The organism is Idiomarina sp. 29L (assembly GCF_004123135.1).
Lineage (GTDB): Bacteria > Pseudomonadota > Gammaproteobacteria > Enterobacterales > Alteromonadaceae > Idiomarina.
In genome coordinates, this window is record NZ_SDJS01000005.1 from 44494 (window position 1) to 64261 (window position 19768).

21 protein-coding genes are annotated in these 19768 nt (G+C 48.0%); 10 read left to right on the top strand and 11 right to left on the bottom strand.

Annotated elements, in window-relative coordinates:
* Positions 1–69: 69 nt before the first annotated feature.
* A complete protein-coding gene (locus EST55_RS10885; protein ID WP_129497481.1) occupies positions 70–1203 on the top strand; it encodes an alpha/beta hydrolase-fold protein in 1134 nt (377 codons plus the stop codon).
* A gap of 22 nt (positions 1204–1225) precedes the next feature.
* Here the strand turns inward: EST55_RS10885 and EST55_RS10890 are convergent, their stop codons facing one another.
* The 3 genes from EST55_RS10890 to EST55_RS10900 form a co-directional block, all read right to left on the bottom strand.
* A complete protein-coding gene (locus EST55_RS10890; protein ID WP_129497482.1) occupies positions 1226–1549 on the bottom strand; it encodes a HigA family addiction module antitoxin in 324 nt (107 codons plus the stop codon).
* Positions 1550–1564: 15 nt separating this feature from the next.
* Positions 1565–1858, bottom strand: a complete 294-nt coding sequence (locus tag EST55_RS10895) for a type II toxin-antitoxin system RelE/ParE family toxin (RefSeq protein ID WP_129497483.1) — start codon at positions 1856–1858, stop codon at positions 1565–1567.
* A 101-nt stretch (positions 1859–1959) separates the two neighbouring features.
* Positions 1960–2355, bottom strand: a complete 396-nt coding sequence (locus EST55_RS10900) for a hypothetical protein (RefSeq protein ID WP_129497484.1) — start codon at positions 2353–2355, stop codon at positions 1960–1962.
* A gap of 175 nt (positions 2356–2530) precedes the next feature.
* Between EST55_RS10900 and EST55_RS10905 the strand changes: the two genes are divergently transcribed.
* Together EST55_RS10905 and EST55_RS10910 are read left to right on the top strand one after the other, a co-directional pair.
* On the top strand, positions 2531–3811 hold the full coding sequence (locus EST55_RS10905) for an anti-phage deoxyguanosine triphosphatase (RefSeq protein WP_240665303.1): 1281 nt from the start codon (positions 2531–2533) through the stop codon (positions 3809–3811).
* Positions 3808–4515, top strand: coding sequence for a ZIP family metal transporter (locus EST55_RS10910; protein ID WP_129497485.1), 708 nt, complete (start codon positions 3808–3810; stop codon positions 4513–4515). The genes EST55_RS10905 and EST55_RS10910 overlap by 4 nt, the downstream gene beginning before the upstream one ends.
* Before the next feature lie 62 nt (positions 4516–4577).
* Here the strand turns inward: EST55_RS10910 and EST55_RS10915 are convergent, their stop codons facing one another.
* The 3 genes from EST55_RS10915 to vapB form a co-directional block, all read right to left on the bottom strand.
* On the bottom strand, positions 4578–6530 hold the full coding sequence (locus tag EST55_RS10915; protein ID WP_129497486.1) for a S8 family serine peptidase: 1953 nt from the start codon (positions 6528–6530) through the stop codon (positions 4578–4580).
* A 205-nt stretch (positions 6531–6735) separates the two neighbouring features.
* Positions 6736–7185, bottom strand: a complete 450-nt coding sequence (locus EST55_RS10920) for a type II toxin-antitoxin system VapC family toxin (protein ID WP_129497487.1) — start codon at positions 7183–7185, stop codon at positions 6736–6738.
* On the bottom strand, positions 7182–7412 hold the full coding sequence (vapB, locus tag EST55_RS10925; protein ID WP_129497488.1) for a type II toxin-antitoxin system VapB family antitoxin: 231 nt from the start codon (positions 7410–7412) through the stop codon (positions 7182–7184). Before vapB ends, EST55_RS10920 begins: the two co-directional genes overlap by 4 nt.
* Positions 7413–7552: 140 nt before the next feature.
* Between vapB and EST55_RS10930 the strand changes: the two genes are divergently transcribed.
* Positions 7553–8209, top strand: a complete 657-nt coding sequence (locus EST55_RS10930) for an epoxyqueuosine reductase QueH (RefSeq protein WP_088767182.1) — start codon at positions 7553–7555, stop codon at positions 8207–8209.
* Positions 8210–8273: 64 nt separating this feature from the next.
* Here the strand turns inward: EST55_RS10930 and EST55_RS10935 are convergent, their stop codons facing one another.
* From EST55_RS10935 to EST55_RS10945, 3 genes are all read right to left on the bottom strand, one after another.
* Complete coding sequence (locus tag EST55_RS10935) at positions 8274–10400, bottom strand: TonB-dependent siderophore receptor (protein ID WP_129497489.1); 2127 nt, start codon at positions 10398–10400, stop codon at positions 8274–8276.
* Positions 10401–10470: 70 nt separating this feature from the next.
* Positions 10471–10941: a hypothetical protein gene (locus EST55_RS10940; RefSeq protein WP_100691218.1), complete on the bottom strand. Its 471-nt coding sequence runs from the start codon at positions 10939–10941 to the stop codon at positions 10471–10473.
* A complete protein-coding gene (locus EST55_RS10945; RefSeq protein ID WP_129497490.1) occupies positions 10941–12086 on the bottom strand; it encodes a PepSY-associated TM helix domain-containing protein in 1146 nt (381 codons plus the stop codon). The genes EST55_RS10940 and EST55_RS10945 overlap by 1 nt, the downstream gene beginning before the upstream one ends.
* Positions 12087–12233: 147 nt before the next feature.
* On the opposite strand from EST55_RS10945, the gene EST55_RS10950 reads away from it, so the two are divergent.
* The 5 genes from EST55_RS10950 to EST55_RS10970 all read left to right on the top strand — a co-directional run bounded on the left by EST55_RS10950 (position 12234) and on the right by EST55_RS10970 (position 15970).
* Positions 12234–13139: an arginine deiminase-related protein gene (locus EST55_RS10950; RefSeq protein ID WP_129497491.1), complete on the top strand. Its 906-nt coding sequence runs from the start codon at positions 12234–12236 to the stop codon at positions 13137–13139.
* A gap of 239 nt (positions 13140–13378) precedes the next feature.
* The gene (locus tag EST55_RS10955) at positions 13379–13588 is read left to right on the top strand and encodes a cold-shock protein (RefSeq protein ID WP_100691222.1); all 210 of its coding nucleotides are present in this window, start codon (positions 13379–13381) and stop codon (positions 13586–13588) included.
* A gap of 126 nt (positions 13589–13714) precedes the next feature.
* Positions 13715–14545, top strand: a complete 831-nt coding sequence (locus EST55_RS10960) for a putative RNA methyltransferase (protein WP_129497492.1) — start codon at positions 13715–13717, stop codon at positions 14543–14545.
* A 48-nt stretch (positions 14546–14593) separates the two neighbouring features.
* Positions 14594–14833 (top strand): DUF2442 domain-containing protein, encoded by a 240-nt coding sequence (locus EST55_RS10965; RefSeq protein WP_129497493.1) that lies wholly within the window; start codon positions 14594–14596, stop codon positions 14831–14833.
* A 3-nt stretch (positions 14834–14836) separates the two neighbouring features.
* The gene (locus EST55_RS10970; protein WP_129497494.1) at positions 14837–15970 is read left to right on the top strand and encodes a GNAT family N-acetyltransferase; all 1134 of its coding nucleotides are present in this window, start codon (positions 14837–14839) and stop codon (positions 15968–15970) included.
* On the opposite strand, the gene EST55_RS10975 is transcribed toward EST55_RS10970, so the two are convergent.
* Complete coding sequence (locus EST55_RS10975) at positions 15967–17742, bottom strand: SLC13 family permease (protein ID WP_129497495.1); 1776 nt, start codon at positions 17740–17742, stop codon at positions 15967–15969. The genes EST55_RS10970 and EST55_RS10975 overlap by 4 nt on opposite strands.
* Before the next feature lie 169 nt (positions 17743–17911).
* On the opposite strand from EST55_RS10975, the gene EST55_RS10980 reads away from it, so the two are divergent.
* Positions 17912–18937 (top strand): lyase, encoded by a 1026-nt coding sequence (locus EST55_RS10980; protein ID WP_129497496.1) that lies wholly within the window; start codon positions 17912–17914, stop codon positions 18935–18937.
* Here the strand turns inward: EST55_RS10980 and EST55_RS10985 are convergent, their stop codons facing one another.
* Positions 18938–19768 (bottom strand): DUF4198 domain-containing protein, encoded by an 831-nt coding sequence (locus EST55_RS10985; protein WP_129497497.1) that lies wholly within the window; start codon positions 19766–19768, stop codon positions 18938–18940. It abuts the gene before it with no gap.

Sequence of the window (19768 nt, forward strand, 5' to 3'; positions counted from 1 at the left end):
TCAGAGGGTTAGCTTTAGTATTTAAAATGGTGCTAAAATTCCCAAAATACTTCATAACTCTCTGATCTAATGCCTATTTACCTAAAAGCCCTCAGCTTCTTATGTGTCTTTTTATCCTTCGCCTCAACTCAAGCCGCAGAAATCTTCCGGATCGATTCAAAACTTATTAACGAAACCGTCACTGCACGTGTTGCACTCCCGGAAAGCTATCACCACTCCAGCAGCTTTGAGTATCCGGTGCTGCTGGTCATGGATGGCTCGACGCAGTTTGAGCACATTGCGGGTAACGTCAATTTTCTGAGCACGTTTTCAATAGTGCCGGAAATGATTGTGGTTGGGGTGAGTGCAAAGAATCGCATAAAACACTTCACGCACACCGAGTTAGCGGGTTACGAGGGGCGTTCGGGTGGTGCTCAGCGTTACACTCAATTCTTACAAAACGAGCTATTGCCTGAGCTAAAAAAGCAGTACCGCGCTTCATCCTATACGCTGGTTACCGGGCACTCGCTGTCGGGGCTTTATACCAGTTACCTGGCAACTCACCATGCGCATTTTATCAACGCGTCGATATCGGTGAGCCCAAGCTTATGGTGGGATGACTTTGCGCTTATCAACGATATTAAGGCGGCAAAACAACAAGCAGAAAAGTCGCCGGTGCGTTGGTTTGTCAGCATGGCGAATGAGCCTAATGAAATGGCTGAGGGCTATAATCGTTTAATGAACGTGCTAGGGGAAAAGTCCGAACGTGTTTTTGATTGGGAGTCCCAGCAGTTTCCTGAGGAAACCCACGACAGCACACCATTGATTGCTAACGTCGAAGGGCTTAAATCAATTTTTCGCGGGTTTAATGCGGTGCCGAATATCGAAATTAAGTCGCTGGAGCAGTTGCAGGCGTATTATGGCAATTACGCAAAGAAGATCGGCTACAACTTCCCCATGTCGGTGCACCAGTACAATGTTTATGGTTTGAAAGCCGCCTACGAAGGCGAGTTGGAATGGGGCATCCAGATACTTGAAAAAGGTGTCGATGTGTTCGGTCAATCCGAAATCATCTGGGACAGCTTGGCGACGGTGTATTCAATGAATGACGACTCGGAAAGTGCTCTTCAGTCATCGAATAAGGCGTTAAAGCTGGCACGCCAGCATCAGTCAAAATACCTCAGTGAAATTGAAGCGCAGAATGTTGGGCTGACCACGGACTAACGCGAGAGCAATGGCTTTTAACTTAGGCCTTTTGATAAGAGCTATCATGAGGTTTCAGGCGTTTAACGTTTTTAGCCTCTTGTTCATAGGCTTTGTGGCGAACATCCCATAGCTCAACGGCATGCTGAATATTTAACCAAAACTCCGGTGTGTTTCCGAAAGCGGCGGCTAGTTTAATGGCCATCGGTGCTGTCAGAACCCCTTTGTCATGAGCTATCCGACTCAGCGTGTTACGGTGAACGCCCATTGCTTCTGCCAGTTCGCGAATACTAACGTTCATTGGCTCGAGGAATTCTGTGACGAGCATTTGCCCAACCGTTATTGGGCGGCGTTGTGTCGTTCTCATTGTTGCTACCTCTTTTTAGCCCCTGTAAACATGTGGGTCCAGATATGTACTTTTGGCGATATTTTCTTCCCAACAAAAAATGAGCCGATATTGCTTGTTAACTCTTACAGAGCTCCATCCATGAAGCTTTCCAATTAAGCGTTCATAGCGGTTACCTGGAGGGGCCTTTAAATCTGACTCTTTATTTGCGGCATCGAGTATTTGAATTTTCCTAAAGAGAGCAGTTTCGATATTTTTCGGAGTTTTCCTGTGGGTAGTATCATTTTCATAAAATTGCCCGAGCCATGAATCCCTGAATTTAACCGCCATAGTAGCCTAACTACCAGATAGTTTATGCACAACATGGTTGTGCGTCAAGTGAGTGAATCTAATATATAGTTAGGCTCAAAGTGGGTCTATCAGTTAGGTATTTATAAAAGCGTAAGATATTTACTGATATTGGATTCAAGCCCGCCGCTGCTAACTGAAGGCAGACTTGAATTGCCTTCCTCAGCCTGACGGCGCATGGCTTCCTCAAACAATTGATCACGGGCTTTAATCAGGCTTTCAAGCTTATCTTTTTCATCTTTTGTCAGGCTAGACTTACTCTCAAGCTCTTCAATTTTCTGCTCTATTTCTTCAAGTTGTTCGGTGTCCACACCCATGCGGTTAAGCACCAAGCTGCGGTAGGCTTTATCGATAAAGGTTTCATCATTGCCTGGTGTGGCTTGTTTCGACTTCGCTGCTGGCGGCGGCTCGGCCTGACGGTTCTGTTGTGAGGAGCTTGCCTGATTAGCTGCTGTGTTTAGTAATGTACTGACGTTCATTTTCCCTCCTAGTCCTTTAGCGGCAAAAAACGGCAATGACTTGCCGAGGTTACTGGATATGGAATACATACGTGTTAACAGAGCAAGGGATGTGCCAGTTTGTTAGATCTTTCACTGGGCAAACGGCTGAAAATTTGTTTTGCTGTGGGTTAGTTACTAGCAACTGACTGCCAACATGAATAAAACCATGCTTCAACGACGCTCAGGAAAGACCACGCCGTTTAATGCCGCAACGCCGGACAGTGATGCGCAGCGCGACCGTGCGCGAATCATCCACTCTTCGGCGTTCCGCAGGTTGCAGTCGAAAACCCAGGTACTGGGTGTGGGCGACAATGATTTCTATCGTACGCGGCTGACCCACTCGATGGAGGTTGCTCAGATTGGCTCAGGTATTTGTGAGCATTTAAAGCAAATTTACGCTAATAATGACGCTATTTCGCAGCAAATTCCGTCATTTTTCCAAATAGAGGCGACCTGTCTGGCGCATGATTTAGGGCATCCGCCGTTCGGCCATGGCGGCGAGGTCGCGCTTAACTATCATATGCTGGGTCATGGTGGCTTTGAAGGAAACGGGCAAACGCTACGTATTTTAAGCAAACTGGGCGAATACTCTGAAAAGCACGGCCTGGATTTGACGCGGCGCACTCTGTTGGGGGTATTAAAGTATCCGGTGCTGCACAGCGAGGTACAACCGACGGGTTTAACCTCAAACTCTCCGCTAAACGCCTTTAAGCCACCTAAATCGATTCATGACGATGAAAAAGACGTCCTGGAATGGGTTTTAGAAGAGTTTTCGCCCCACGATCGCGACAAGTTCCGCACAAAAATGGAAAGAGATGGCAAGCGCCGCTCGCAATTCAAAGCCTTTGATACCTCGATAATGGAGTTGGCAGACGACATTTCTTACGGCGTGCATGATTTAGAGGATGCGCTGGCGCTGGGCTTGGTTACAGAAAGACAGTGGTGCGAGGATGTGTTGCAATTGGCGCAGGAAAACAGCCCTTTCATAGAGGAAGCTTCCTTTTACAACGACAAGCTCTTCTCGCCGGACAGCCGCGACCGTAAACACGCTATTAGCAAGCTCATTGGTTATTTAGTGCCGCAAATTTCCGTTCAACGGCAGCAACAATTCGAGCACCCACAACTGGATTTACAGGCAACACTACCTGCAGAAGCGGAGCATACGCTGGAATTACTCAAGCGTTTCGTTTTCAAGCACGTCATTCGGAGTGCAGAGGTAAAAGCCATGGAGTTTAAAGGTCAGCGCATCATTATGGCGTTGTTCGAAGCGTTGAATGATGCGCCAGAGCAGCTCCTGCAGCCGTCTACATTGAAAAAATACCAGCAGGCGACGAACCCCAAACGTGTCATCTGTGACTATATTTCCGGAATGACAGACCACTATGCTCGTAAGCAATACAGCCAACTGTTTAGTAACGGGAGTGAGCAAGCATGACAATCTATTGGATGCTACTTCTCGCTTGGGGGGCGGGTCTGATGGCCTTCCTGGGTGGGGCCATCGCTTACCTTGAGGGCTCTGCAAACACCGTTACTAAGCGCGAGATCGTACATGGAATAACGGCTTTTGGTGGCGGTATTCTGATGGCCGCAGTTGCTTTCGCGCTGGTTCCCGAAGGTATGAAAGAATTGAATGCCTGGCAGTTAGCGCTTTTGTTCGCGCTCGGTGGGGTTAGCTTTGCGATTGTTGATGCCTGGCTAGCCAAACATGGCGGCAATGTCGCTCAGTTTATGGCGATGTTGCTCGACTTTCTGCCGGAGGCCATCTCTCTGGGGGCGCTCTTTGCGGTCAGCCCAAACACCGCTATTTTACTCGCTGTATTTATCGCGGCTCAAAATTTACCGGAAGGCTTTAATGCGTATCGCGAACTGCGGTCCGCGCAATTAAGCACCAAAACCGCATTGGCAGGCTTACTTGGCGTGTCGTTATTTGGGCCGGTTGCCGCCTTGATGGGCTACTGGTGGCTGCGCGATGCACCGGAAATTACGGCCATGATCATGAGCTTTGCGGCAGGTGGCATTCTCTATTTGGTGTTTCAGGATATCGCACCCCAAGCGCGTATGCGCCGACATTGGACACCATCGCTTGGCGCTGTCTTCGGATTTATCGTTGGAATGCTGAGTAAACAGTTGTTGGGATAATAAAAAGGGCGCCAAAGCGGCGCCCTTTTCGTTCAAGGAGTTGTTTTAAATCGAGAAGAAACTTATTCCCATTCTACGAATAAGTCGACGCCAGAATAGGCTCTGTAGCCGCGAATGCTGATGTACCAGCGGTCTTCAGCCGGGCTGTCAATGCTACAAGACTCGTCATTACCTGAGCGGTATGGACGGCACTCGTAGTTTGATTCAGTTGGTTGAGAGCCTTGGCGAACGTATAGATCCGCGTCGCCAGTACCACCTGACATAGTCGCGTTCAGAACTGACATACCGGCTGGAACGTCAACGTAGTAATGCGACCATTCACCGCTAGCACCTGATAAGTCAGTTGCTGAAGCCGAACCGCCATCACCGCCACCAGTGCTTGGCTCTGTGAAAGAACCGGTCAGGTTAACACCAGAGAAGCTTGAGTAAGCGTTCAGCATAACGTGGTAAGTACCGGCTTGTACGTTCGAAATAGTACAAGTTTCAGTGTTACCGCTTTGATACGGACGGCAGTCATAGCTTGACTGGGTTGGCTGAGAGCCAAAACGAACGTATAAATCAGCGTCGCCTGAGCCACCATTAATGTTGAAGCTTAGGTCTGTCGCGCCTGCCGGAACATTCAATGTGTAGTACAGAGAATCGCCGGTAGTTGCAGACAAGTTACTGACCGTTTGACCATTGCTCAGTTCGTTGTCTGTTGGTGGCTCTGGATCTCCACCGCCACCGCCTGAGCCGTCACAGCCGTTTGCGTCAATGTAATCAATAGCGTCTTTAGACTGCGCTAAGCCGTAACCAAATTTAACGTCACGACCGGCAGCACCTAAGTCTTGTGCTGTATTGTTGAGCACACTACGAATTTCCTGCGCGCTACAGGTTGGGTGGTGTGACCAAACCAACGCCGCAACACCCGCAACGTGAGGTGATGCCATAGAGGTACCGCTCATGGTGCCGTAGTTGCCTTGCTGACCAGTGCCTTCAGGGTAGGTTGAAAGAACGTCAACACCCGGGCCGGCAATTTCAACTTGGCTGTTCTTCTGAGAGAAAGACGCCAGGTTTTTGCTGCTATCGACAGCCGCAACGGACATAACCGCGTTGTAAGACGCAGGGTAAGACATTGGGTCAGTTGAGCTGTAAGCAGAACCGTCGTTACCCGCTGCCGCAACCAATAAAACACCTTGGTTATACAGGTTTTGCATCGCGTTGGCTTCAGTCTGGCTTGAGCCACCACCGCCAAGACTCATGTTAACAACGTCAGCACCATTGTCGGCACAAGTTTCAATAGCAGAAACCAATGAAGACGAATAACCCCAACCACTGGAATTGAATACTTTGACAATATGCAGGTTAGGATCGCTACCAATAACGCCACGAACGCCAAAACCGTTATCTAGCGCAGCAATAGTACCGGCAACGTGCGTTCCGTGAGGACCGCCATTGTCGTACCAGTTGCCTGTGCCGCTATCATTCGTGCCGTTAATAGTACCGCCTAAAGTACCCATGTCTTCGTGTGGTAGCTCTAAGCCTGAATCGATAACACAGACTTTTTTACCACCTGCGGCCGCAGAAGCAACGCTGTCATCGACCTGATCAGCCTGTACCTGGCTAATGCCGTAAGGCACGTCTTGCGCCATAAAACGACGGATACGGTCAACTTCGACGTATTCAATGTTTGGGTTCTTCTCAAGACGCTTTCTCTGCTTTTCAGTCAGCTCGGCGGCAACCGCCAAGTTGTGGCGCATGCTAAGTTTTACCTTACCGCCAGCTTTTCTGACCACGTTGTTTGCTCGGGAAATGGCCAATTCAGAACGTCCTCTGTTGCCCATTTTGTTGACCGCGTTACCATTATTTTTAAATTTAATGATGTAACGCTGAGGTGCTGAGCTGTCCACTTGCGCTTGAATTTGAGCCTGCTCTTTTACCAGCGGCTGCGCTTGTGAATGGTCAGGAGGTTTAGCAAAAGCTGATGAAACTGATACTGCCAGGGCAGTCAGTGTAAGATATTGGATTTTTCTCATACCAGATTAGTCTCTTTTTGTTTTTATTTGTGGCTGTAAGAAGCCATGAATGAAAGCAGCAGGGGATACGACGTTTGGCTGCCTGAAAATGACGTCGTTTGACATCATTTGCAACATTTAATAACAAAAAATGAACAATTTAAAGGGTGAGAACGTAAAGATTGTTTAAATTTTTAACAAAAATGACACAGAAGTTAACCAGAGGTTAGCGGTAGGCGGGGCTCGGTTCATTCACAGAACTTTGCGGCGGCTGCTGTAACCAATTCTCTGAAATTAAGCCAGGGACGCGTTCAAACTCGCCTGTATTGTTAGTTACAACGGTTAGGCCATGGCATCTGGCGTGTCCTGCTATCATTTGATCATAAGGGCCAATGGGCGTGCCTTTCTTTTTTAAATGATGTCGGATAAGAGCCGTATGATAGGCCGCATCGGCATCGTAGTTGAGGATGTCTAAGCGAGCTAAAAAGCTGTCGAGTTTGTCGGCATTAGTAACGCGTTGTTGAGAGTTTTCGACACCGTATTGAAGCTCCATGACCGTCACTGAGCTTACACAGAGTTCGCGAGAGTGCTCATCAAAAATGGGTGCTAAATAGGCGGGCCGGTTCTTCATAATGTAAATACAGATATTGGTATCCAGCATATATCGCAAATTCATAGCTGCTCGCGCTCCTGCTCTTGAGGCTGCTCACGCTCAACCATAAAGTCGTCAGTGGCAGGTTCACCACTAAACCAAGAAGCCCAACTGGTTTTCGCTGGAGTAATAATTCGGCTTTCGCCAACGACTAACACTTCAACTTCTTTTACGTCTTCAGAAAAAGCGACGTCTTTTGGCAACCGAACCGCTTGCGTTTTATTGCTTTTGAAAAGGGTTGTTTTGGCCATAAAAAACTCCGTATATCCAATTTGAATATACATATTTTAGTTGAGCTATATGAGCTGTCAAATGCGTCATTTAGGTTTGTGGTTTTTGCGTTAACCCGTTTCAGCTATACTCTGCTTAAATTCAGTAGTGCAGAAAAGTTATGTCCAAGAAAAAACAAGAGTCGATTGTACTCGAAACGCCAACAGGCTCCGACCACGTTTTATTACACTCCTGCTGTGCGCCGTGCTCTGGGGAAGTTATGGAACGTATGGCAGAAGCAGGCATCAAGTTTACGATTTTCTTCTATAACCCGAATATTCATCCGGAAAAAGAGTACTTGCTGCGTAAAGAAGAGAATATCCGCTTCGCTGAGAAGCTTGGCGTGGACTTTATTGACTGTGACTACGACACTAAGAACTGGTTCGAAAGAGTAAAAGGTCTGGAATGGGAACCGGAGCGAGGTGAGCGTTGCACAGTTTGTTTTGATATGCGTTTTGAGCGCACAGCCTTATACGCACATGAAAACGGCTTTGACACTATTACCAGTTGCCTGGGCATTTCACGCTGGAAAAATATGCAGCAAATAAATGACTGTGGTCAGCGTGCGGTTGCACGTTATCCCGGACTGCATTACTGGACGTTTAACTGGCGTAAAAAAGGTGGCTCTGCCCGTATGGTGGAAATTGCCAAGCGTGAACGTTTTTATCAGCAGGAGTATTGTGGTTGTGTTTATTCGCTTCGCGATACCAACCGCTGGCGCCTGCAGAACGGGCGCGACCGCATTAAAATTGGTGTGGAGTATTATACTGCCGATTAAAAAAAGCCCCAGACGCTGGGAAGAGAGACGTCCGGGGCCACACGTGAAAGCGTTAATTTATGCTTTAGAAGTTGTAACGGAAATTCGCCATAATTGTGCGCTGTTGACCGTAAAAGCAGTCACCGCGAGCGAGACATGACGTTAAGACCGTTTTGTCGGTTAGGTTATCAACATCGAGACTGAAACTATAATTATCCCACTCGTAGCCAATCATGGCGTCGAATAAGGTATAGCTCGGTGTTTCTAAAAAGATGTTCTCGCCGTTATAGTTTACGTAGCCGTCAGACGTATTGCCTACGTAACGAACACCTGCACCGACTTTAAAACCACCCCAACTTTCCGGGCGATAGGTAGCCCAAACCGAAGCTTGTTGGTCTGGAGTTGCTGATAGTGTTTTACCGACTTCCGACGGGTTATTGCTCTTACTAATTACAGCATCCGTGTAGGCATAGCTTGCGTAAACATCCATAGACTCCCAGGCTAGCTGAGCTTCAAGTTCTACCCCTTCAATTTCGACTTCGCCAACTTGGATTTGGCCGTTAGGGTTAGGCGCGTCGGGGTCGTTAACTTGTGTCGTGCGGTTTTCCTCAGTGATTTGGTAAGCCGATAAGGTAATTAAATGCTCGGTTCCTTGTGGCTGGTATTTTACCCCCGCTTCCCATTGTTTACCCTCTAACGGGACATAAGCGTTATCGTAAGCATCACGGCCAATTAGCGGTGAGAAGGACTCACTATAACTAAAGTATGGCGATACTCCGCCGTCCATTAAGTACATAGCGCCGAGACGGCCGGTCGTTGCATATTGATCGGTAGCCGATCCTCCTTCAGGGTTCGTTGTAGCGCGATCCCTGCGTAGCGCAGCGGAGACTAACCATTTATCCGCGATACGCATATTATCTTGTGCATAAAAGCCAAGTTGATAGGTCGTTGTCGAAGGAAGGTCTGTAACGTCAGCTTCGGTTGGAAGACCAGTGGCCTGACCGTACTCTGGAGCATACAAATCAAGGGGATTCATTGCACCGTAAGCATAGTCGTTATCGGTGTAAGCATCCTGAAAGTCTAAACCGAAGACCAAGTCATGCTCTACTGCACCTGTAATTACAGAACCATGTAACTGAACGTCCGTTGTCCAAGCGTTTGCGTCGGCACGAGATAAGTAAGACACACGGCTAACGGTGCGGTTGTCTTCGGCAAAAACAGGCGGCCAACCGTACATTGTATTGTAGTCAGCGTGACTGTCACTGTATCTGCTGGCAAAACGAAGGTGCCAATTCAGATTGATGTCGTGTTCAACAATAGCCGTTAACGCATCCTGCTCAGTATCGTACTTATCGAACCCAGGCTCTGACACAAATGTTGAGCTGTCGATTTGACCAAACTCGTTAGGGAACAAGGTTCCTTGCCACGGAAAAAACTGGGTGCTGGAACCCGATTCATTTCTCTGGATGTTTCCGATTAATGTGATTTTTGTATCTTCTGACGCATGCAAGCTAATAGAGGGATTCAAAACCAAGCTGTTATCGGGGACGTAATCAGTTTGCGTATCACTGTCCCTGTATAAACCGATAAAGCGGCCCGTTAGGGAGGCGTCTTGGTTTAAAGCTCCGGTTATATCGCCCGCAACTTGTTTGCGGGAGTAATTACCAAGCTGAGCCCAAAACTCACCCTGAGTTTCGGCCTGAGGACGCTTGCTGACTAAATTAATGATACCGCCAGTTGAGCCTTGACCGTACAAGACAGAACTTGGTCCTTTAAGAATTTCAATTTGGCCAAGAGAATAAGGATTCACGCGTACGTTATTGTAGTAACCAAACAACGACTTCAGACCGTCTAAGTATTGGACTGGAGCGACACCTCTGATTTGAGCCCAGTCGCCACGAGTATCGACGCCGTATGGACCGTTGTACAGACCGGCAACATAACCAATGGCATCTTGAACCGTTACCGCACCTAAATCTTCGATACGTGCTTCTGTTAATACGGACACGGATAGAGGTGTTTCAATTATGGGGGTGTCAGACTTTGAGCCGGTCGCACTGACGTATGAAATCAAACCACGAGAGCTGACCTCGATGGTTTCCATCATTTCTTCTTTTTCTTTTTTTGTCTGCTGCGGCTCTTCAGCTAAAGCTACTGTACTGGTTAGAGCGGCCAAAACGCTGACCGCTAATAGAGACTTCTGGATTTTCATAACTCCCCTCAAAATCACAAGCGTTTATGTTGAGATGGATCCTAAATGAAAACGATTCGTATTTAAAGTTTTATTTTAACCAATTCTCGGGAAGTTCCCATGAGGCCTTGTGAACACTGCCGTCCCAGGTCTGCAAAGTTACCCAAACGCGATGTTCCGGTTCATATTTTTGCGGTGCGATAGCGTGTACATGCTGCAGTAATTCGCTGCCATGCAAAATGCCGACGTCATCACTTTCAAGTGTGTTGAGTGGCAGTGGTTTTTCACCAATACTTACGTAGCCCTGCCGAATATCACTGACGTTGCCTTCGTTTACATAAGCGGAAAAGTCTTTGACCCAGTCTTCATGGTGAGCATATGGAGCCTCGTTATTTAACGGCTGTATTGCAACCTCGAAAGGTCCTACCGATTTTTCTTCCCAGACTTCCGGGAATTCGGGCGGTTGGAGTTGCTCGTACAAAAAGTAAAAAGGCAGAATGAGAATTAAGCCACTTAACTTAAATTTATTACGGTTCCAAAATGTATTTTTACGGCGCGCCATTAGTTCGCTCCCTCACTTTGCAGAGACTCACGCAGTGGTGTCTTCTTTTCCTTTGCGGCTTTTACGGTTCGCGAGCCCCAAATCAAGAAACCGGTAATGGACATGGCGGACAGGATCAGCCCGAAAATAAACCAAATAGCTTTTGTCCAAATACCACCAATAGTGCCGTAGTGGAGTGGGTCGACAATGTGCTGAATGGTTTGTAATGCACCCATGGTCTCGGGTATGGTTTCGCTGGCTATTTCTCCGGTCCATGGGTTTATATTGACACGGTAAGAGTAGTCGTCGAAGAACACCGTGTCGCCGCCACCCATAATTTTGAACATGTCGCGATTATGCTCCGGCATCATAATGTAGCTGGGGCGGAACTCCGGAAAACGCTTTTCGGTTGTTTTCATCGCGTCAGCAAAAGTCACTGGTGGCTCCGCTTTTTCGCCAAGAGGTATGTCTGAAGCTTCCACTAATGGCGGATGGGCTTCAATGTCTATATCCGCATGCCACATAACCTGCTGAGTGAAGTACCAAAGACCAGTCAGACTCATGACAATAAGAAACCAGATTGACCATGCTCCGCCGTGTTTGTGCAAGTCGGTAAGCAATGTCTTTTTGCCCTGTTTCGCACGAACTTTGGGTTGGGTGTAGGCGCGCCAAAAGCGCTTATAAATAACAAGCCCAGTAACCAAAGCACCAATCATTACAAATGACATGGCGGAAACCAGGTAATAACCCACGCTGTAGCTGCTTTGCCATGGGAATAACAGCCAACCGTGCAGTGAACGCATGAAGTTAATAAAGGTAATGCCTTGGTTAACTTCCTGAATTTCGCCGGTGTATTGGTTTACATAAGCAATGCCCGAAGGAATGGTTTCGGTCGAGAAAATGACGGCATTAATTAAATAAGGCTCGAAGGTCATGACCGTTGTAATATTGGCCGATGGGTAAGCGCTTTGCACCGCTGTAACCAATTCAGAAATGGGTTTGGCGGGTAAATCATTAGGGTTAACCGCGCGCGCATTTTCGTTAAATAACCAGGTTAATTCGTGGCTGAATACCGCTATGGTTCCTGTAATGCAGATAAAACAAAACAGGATCCAAATAGGTAATGAGCACCATCCGTGCAGTTTGAACCATTGCCGTTGAGTCATTCTTTTCTACTCTCTAAAAAACTTTCCGCAAATGATATTGCTAATGGGAACGATTATCAAATGCATTTTTATTTGAGTATTTAATGGTTTGCTAAGGCACCGCTAACTTGCTATAAATGCGCGCAAATTTTCTATGAACCCAGCTATATGAGTCAGTCTTCGAATATCGTTGTTATGGTGCGCCCGCATCACTTTGCATCGAACCCGGAAACCATGGGCGATAATGCTTTTCAGTCGCTGGCGAAAGACGGCGTTAACGTTGCTAAAACGGCTTACAACGAAGTGACCGAAGCGGTCAGTAAGCTGCGTGAGTATGGTGTTCAGGTGCACTTATTCGAGGATGAAACCACAGAAACACCTGACTCGGTATTTCCCAACAACTGGTTCAGCACTCATGCCTCTGGCGAGCTGGTTTTATACCCTATGTATTGTGAAAACCGCCGCAAAGAGCGTCGTCCGGACATTATTGAATTTCTTCGTAATGAATATGGCTATCAACAGCTTATTGATTTAAGCGCGCAGGAAAATGACGGTGTGTTTCTGGAAGGCACAGGGTCTATTGTGTTCGACCATGAGCATAAGCTTGCTTACGCTGCTCGCTCTAAGCGTATGCACGAAAGCGCATTGAAAGCGCTTTGCCAAAAACTGGGTTACGAACCTGTGGCCTTTGATGCCACCAGCCGAGACGGCAAGCCGGTGTATCATACCAATGTGCTTATGTCCGTTGGCAGTGACTTTGTCATGGCATCCGCTGAGATGATTCGCGATGACCACGAACAGCGCCGTTTTATGGATACGGTTGCAGCAAGTGGCAAAGAGCTGGTTCAGCTGACGGAAAATCAAATAGAGCACTTTTCTGGTAATACTCTGGAGTTAGAGGTAGATAGGTGCAAATTACTGGCTATTTCTGCAACCGCTTATAACGCTTTAAGTGCAAGTCAAATAAAGACATTGGAGCAATGGGTGACACTCGTGCCCATTAACGTGCCAACCATTGAGCTGGGCGGCGGTTCTATTCGATGCATGCTGGCGCAGATTTTTAGCCTAGTTTGACTATAAATCACTTTTATAAAATAAATTGAAAATATTCTTTGACATTATAATAAATGAGCGTACAGTGGGCGGCGTTGGATAAGAAACAGATAGTTAAACACTCCTCTACGTCACATTATTAGAAGTAATCGTCTCGTCCTGTAGTTTTAAGTTTCACATTTTTTACCCCGCACGATCATCGGCGTCGAGATTGTCTCGGTGCGGTACTTTTATAGTTTTAAAAATTTCAGGATATGATTATGTCTAATACAGTAAATGGTGTTGTTAAGTGGTTTAACGAAGCAAAAGGTTTTGGTTTTATCGAGCAGCAAGGTGGCGCAGACGTATTTGCTCACTTCAGCGCGATTGTCGGCGACGGTTTCAAAACCTTAGCTGAAGGCCAACGCGTTTCTTTCTCAGTGACCCAAGGCCCGAAAGGCCCTCAAGCTGAGAACATTCAAGCGCTGTAAGCGTCTGAATTTGCGTTAAGCGCAACACAAATTATGAAGAGCAGCCTACGGGCTGCTTTTTTTGTGCCTGAATTTTGTCGTGAAACCCCGTAAACTTAAGTTTTAAAGTGAATAAGAGTTTCTGCCGTGATACAACCGTTTGACCAACTCATTTGCCCCCTCGACAAGCAGCCTTTGCAGCTGAATGAACGCACCTGGTGCTGCGAAAATGGGCATAGCTATGACGTGGCAAAGCAGGGTTACGTCAACTTGTTGCCGGTACAGAATAAACGCTCGAAAGACCCGGGTGACAGCAAAGCGATGGTGCAGGCTCGGCGTAAGTATCTGGAGGAGGGGCATTACCTACCTCTAGCCCGGGCTTTGGCTGATATCGTGTTGGAGCAAGGTGACCAAACTCTGCTCGATGCAGGTTGCGGTGAAGGCTATTACTTGCGCTATCTCGTTGAACAGGCTGAGCAAAAAGGGACAGAGTTAAGTGTGGCTGCGCTGGATATTTCGAAATGGGCGGTACAGGCTGCAGCAAAGCAGGATAAACGTCTGAGCTGGATAGTCGCATCGAATAACGCGATTCCGCTGGCAGACAATAGTGTTGATACCATTTTGTGTGTATTTGGCTTTCCGGTTGAGGCAGAGTTTAAACGAGTTTTAAAACCTGGTGGCCGATTGATTATGGTTGATCCAGCGGTAAACCACCTAACGGAGCTAAAAAGCATAATCTACTCTGAGCTAAAGAGTAAAAGTGAAACGTTGCCTATAACCGGCTCAGATTATGAACTGACTTCTGAACAGCGTGTGAACTTTCAGGTTGAACTGAATAATAACGAATCCATTAAAAACCTGCTGACCATGACACCACACCTCTACCGCTCCAGTAAAGAAGGCAGAGAGAAGGCAGAAAAGCTACAAAATCTGACTATAACAGTTGACGCCTGGATACGTGTTTTTAGCCTTAAATAGTTTGCTAAGATAAACCTCAACATAAAAAAGAGCTTCTGGAGGCTTGGGATGAATACTTTAGAAATTGATCGCCACCCTGTTGCAGTGAATGTATCTGTTACCGAAGCTGCGCTCGAAGTTGAACTGGCTGACGGACGTAAAATTTCGGCTCCCATTGTTTGGTTTCCTCGCTTGGAAGCTGCCACGGAAGAAGAATGTAATGATTGGCAATTATTAGGCAACGGCCAGGGCATCCATTGGCCACGTTTGGACGAAGATATCAGTGTGCTTGGGCTTTTAAGCACCTAACCCATGCGCGCTGTTGTTCATTCAACAATAACGTCAATACCTAAGGCGGACTGGAACGGGTTGTTCAACAGTGACTATCCGTTTACGCAATATGATTTCCTGTTGGCGCTTGAGCAGGGTGGTAGTCTTGGGCCTCAACGTGGCTGGTTGCCCCAGTATGTTGCGGTACATGATAACAGCGACAAACTGATTGCCATTATGCCGTGGTTTAAAAAGACCCATTCCTATGGCGAGTATTTGTTCGACTGGGCGTTTGCTGAAGCCTACGAGCGTTATGGTTTTCAGTATTACCCAAAACTTATCAACGCCATACCTTTTACCCCGTGTCAGGGACCTCGTTTGGCTACTGCCGAGAGCGTTAATGCTGCTGATGTTCTACCGGTTATTGAATCGGCGTTGATGCAGGAGCACGATGTCAGCAACTTGCAATGTCTGTACGTTGAATCGAATGTAAGCGAGGCACTGGCAGATGAAGGCTGGTGGCAGCGCTTTGATATTCAATTTCTCTGGCAGAACCGGGGTTATAGTTCCTTTGACGACTTTCTCGGGGCTTTAGTGTCACGCAAGCGCAAGTCCATACGCAAAGAGCGGCAGAAAGTGTCGGAGCAAAATGTCGAAATGCGAACTTTGCATGGCAACGAATTAACTGCAGATTTCTGGCACCAATTCATTGTCTTTTACCAGCGAACTTACTTAAAACGCTCAGGCCATGGCGGCTATTTAACGCCAGCGACATTTGAGCTTTGGGGTAAGTTATTGGCGGAACATATTGTCGTGTTTGCGGCTTACCGAAATGACGAAATGCTCGCAGCGTCACTGTGCTTCAAAAGTGAAAACACACTTTATGGACGCTACTGGGGCTGTCAGGAAGAGCTTGAATTTCTGCATTTTGAGGCTTGTTATTATCAGGGAATTGATTACTGCATTAACCATAACCTTAGCTACTTTGACGCTGGTGCGCAGGGCGAACATAAGCTGCATCGAGGCTTTGAGCCGGTGCTTCGTGAAGGCTTTTACCGGTTTATGCCGTCCCCTCTTAACGACGCTATTGAACAGTACTGCCGGAATGAAAGCACCGCGTTACGCGAACATCTAAAAACATTACGAACCTATTTGCCTTATAAAGACCGCGGTTAATACAGCGGCCACACCAGCAATATCATGACCAGAGCCACGGCGGCGACAATCAACGACAAGGGAAGGCCAAGCCGCCAGTAGTCACTAAAGTTATAGCCGCCCGGTCCCATTACTAAAATGTTCGATTGGTGGCCTATTGGCGTTAAGAATGGCACTGCAGCGCCTATAGCGACGGCCATTAAAAAGGGATCCATACTGGCGCCGAAGCTGTTCGCCATACTGATGCCGATAGGTGCCATAAGTACGGCGGCGGCAGCGTTATTAACGATATTCGACAGCAGCATAGTAACAACCAACAGCAAACCAACGGCCACAAAATCAGGCGCACCGGCGCTGATATAGAGCACACCGTTAGCAATGGTATCGGCGGCACCACTGCGTTCCAATGCCGAGCCCAGGGGGATGGTCGCACCCAGCAACACAATAATAGGCCAGTCGATCGCGTCGTATAGTTCGCGCAGGGGCAGAATATTTGTGACCACCATAAGCCCCGCCGCTAGTGTGAAGGCAACGGGTACAGAGAGTAGCCCAAGAGCTGCCGATAAAATCGTTGCAGCAAAAATGCCCAGTGGCAAAGCCAGCTTTTTGGACGATCCGATACGCAAGCTGCGTTGCGCAAGCGGAAAACACCCGAAGCGCTGAAATACATCGGTCAGCGTCTCAGCGTCGCCCTGCAATAACAGAACGTCGCCTGGCTTGAAGCGAATATTACCTAAAGCCGTACCGAGTTTTTGACCTTCCCGCGCTACCCCAAGCACATTGATGCCGTAGCGGCTGCGCAGTTTAATATCCGCAGCAGAGCGACCAATAAGCCGTGAGTCGTGACCAACGATACCTTCAATAACGGTAATATCGTCTGATTTCAAAAAGCGTTCATCAATTTTTTCTTCGGCGTTGAGTTCTAAACCGGTTCCGTCAATCACCTGTTGAATGGTTTCAGCGTTGGCTTCGACAATTAACACGTCTTCGGCTCTGAGTCTTAAATACCGAGCCGGTGCCGACCATCGCTTTTCACCGCGCTGCAATGCCACAATAACAAAGTCGTCTTCGGTGCGGTTCTCCAACTCGTAGAGCGTTTCGCCGATAAAGTCAGACTCTTTTGGGACATACAATTCGGTGAGGTAACTGCTGACATCATAAAGCGATGCCGATTTGGATTTCCCGCTTTTCTCTGGAACCAGCCAATGGCTTAGAAACCACATAAACAATAGGCCGGCAACGGCAATACTCAAGCCCACAGGGGTAAACTCGAAAATGCCAAAGGACTCGCCCATGGCTTCGCGTCGAATGTCCGCAATAATGATATTGGGCGGTGTACCGACCATGGTTATGGTCCCGCCGAGTAGCGAGCCAAACGCCATTGGCATAAGTAGTTTAGAGGGGTTATTGCCGCTGGAGCGGGCCAGTTGCAGTGCGACGGGAATCATTATCGCCATGGTGCCGGTATTACTGATAAACGCTGAACAGACGGTCGTGACAGATGTGAGCGCTATCATTTGAATCCAGCGTTTGTCGCCAACTTTTTTCATGCCGGCCGCAAGAGCATCGACAACACCGGAGCGCCATAGCGCATGACTGATAATAAGAACGGCGGCGACGGTAATAACGGCGGCATTGCCGAAACCGCTGAAAACCTCAGCCGCTGGAACTAACCCCAGAACGGCGGCCGAAAGCAGAGCCATCATGGCAACCAGGTCATAACGCCATTTATCAATGACAAATAAAGCCAGCATTGCCAGCAAGATAATACCAATAAGCCATTGATCCAGCATACAAAGCCCGTCGTTTACTATTTATACAGTGAACATTGCATAAGATACGATCGGGTGCAATATTTAGATGATACGGTGGTAGCCTGATGCTATTGCATCAGGTGAGAGCTACCTTTTAAAGTGGCACCTGACGCAATAGCGGCAGGCTACACGAGATGGAGGCATAACGATGAAGTACCTTAGTTTAGCAAGTGCAGTAGTCGTTGGCCTGGCGGGATTAAGCAGTGCGCCGGCAAACAGTGATGATCATAAAGAAACGGGATTGGCGAACGCTGAAATCCAGGAATGGCAGGTGCCGTGGGAGGACTCTCGGCCCCGAGACCCTTGGGTACACGACGGTATTGTCTGGTTTGTCGGCCAGGGGAGTCATTACGCGGCAACTTTTAATCCGGAAACAGAAGAGTTCAAACGCTACGACTTGCCTGATGGCGCGGGGCCCCACACGGTTATCGTCGATGACCGGGGCGCCTGGTATGCGGGCAACTTGAAAGAGCATATTGGCCTTATTGACCCGGGTACCGGTGATATTAAGCAATTTGAATTACCCGGTAGTGGACCAAAAGACAGTCATACCATGGACTTTACAGCGGCAGGTGATATTTGGTTTACCGTTCAGGGCGGTAATCAAATCGGCTTTTTAGAGACCACTGGCGGCGAAATCATGCTGTGGGAGGTACCGACAGACTCGGCAAGACCTTATGGCCTCATTGTTGAAAATGACCGGCCCTGGGCGACGTTATTTGGGACGAATAAGCTGGCCACCATTGAAAATGGCAATTTAAAAGAGTTTGAATTGAAGCGGGAAAAATCGCGTCCTCGTCGTTTAGGTATGACCGATGACGGCACTATTTGGTATGTCGATTATAACCAGGGATACGTCGGTAGCTATGATCCGGTAACTGGCGACAACAAAGACTGGCGTGCACCCGCAGCAGGGAACTCGCGCCCTTATGGTATGGCTGTCGACAAGCGCAATGACGTTTGGTTTGTTGAAACGGGTGTGCAACCGAATCGTTTAGTGGGCTTTGACACAGCAACACACGAGCTTTCTGAGCCTATCGAATTAGAGAGTGGCGGCGGTACCGTTCGTCATATGTTTTATGACGAAAACACCGACTCCATTTGGTTCGGCACCGACGCCAATACACTGGGCGTGGTCCGCCTAAGCGAACCACCCGTTGTCACCGCCGATTAATTACATCGGCAACACTTCTAAAACGGCGACGTAAGAGCCCTGGCGTTTGGTCGCCGGGGCTTTTCCATTATTGTCTGAGTATTCAGCTTCCAGCCAATACATGCCGGCTTCATCAACAGAAAACGTCACTTCGCCTTCTTCATTAGTAGTCAACTTGGTCGGCTCAGAGCGATCGCGATACCGTTCACCGCCCTTCACCAAGACCAGCTCAGTACCTGCAGCAGCTGCACCGTCTATCGTGAATTTGAACGTAATATTTTCACCAGTGTATAAGTCATTAGGATGGGTTACTGGGTTGAGCTCTAAACCGTTGCCTGTAGGTCCTAAAGTGTCATAAGTCGGGGCGCCTGATGTCACAAATGTTTCAACCCGGTGTGAGCGTTCACTGACCTCTAAGTCTTTGGCATCTTGCGGAACTTCTTTGTAAAAGTCGTCATTCGTTTTCCGGGAGCCACGCGGCGGCCAGTATTGTCGTTCGCCATTATCGTCTACCCAGCGGGCAGATAGCCCAGAGCTTGCTGAGTAAACGGTGTAAGTGCCTTCCTTTTCCAACTCAACATCAAACACTGAACGTAGTTTACCTTTGTACCCGTTCTCTAACGTTACCGCAGAGCCGTCTGGCGCCATCGCTTCCACTCGGTCTAAGCTCAATGGGTAGTGGTCGGGATAAAAAATGCCATTTGCAATAGCCGCGTCAAAGGTGACCCATTCAGAGTCGCCGGAGACAACGGTAGCACTTGGCTTAATCCATACACGGTGTGCTTCACTGCTGGCGCTGGCGAACAGTGTCAGTACCGCAAGACTTGTCGTTATTACAGAAGATAATTTCAT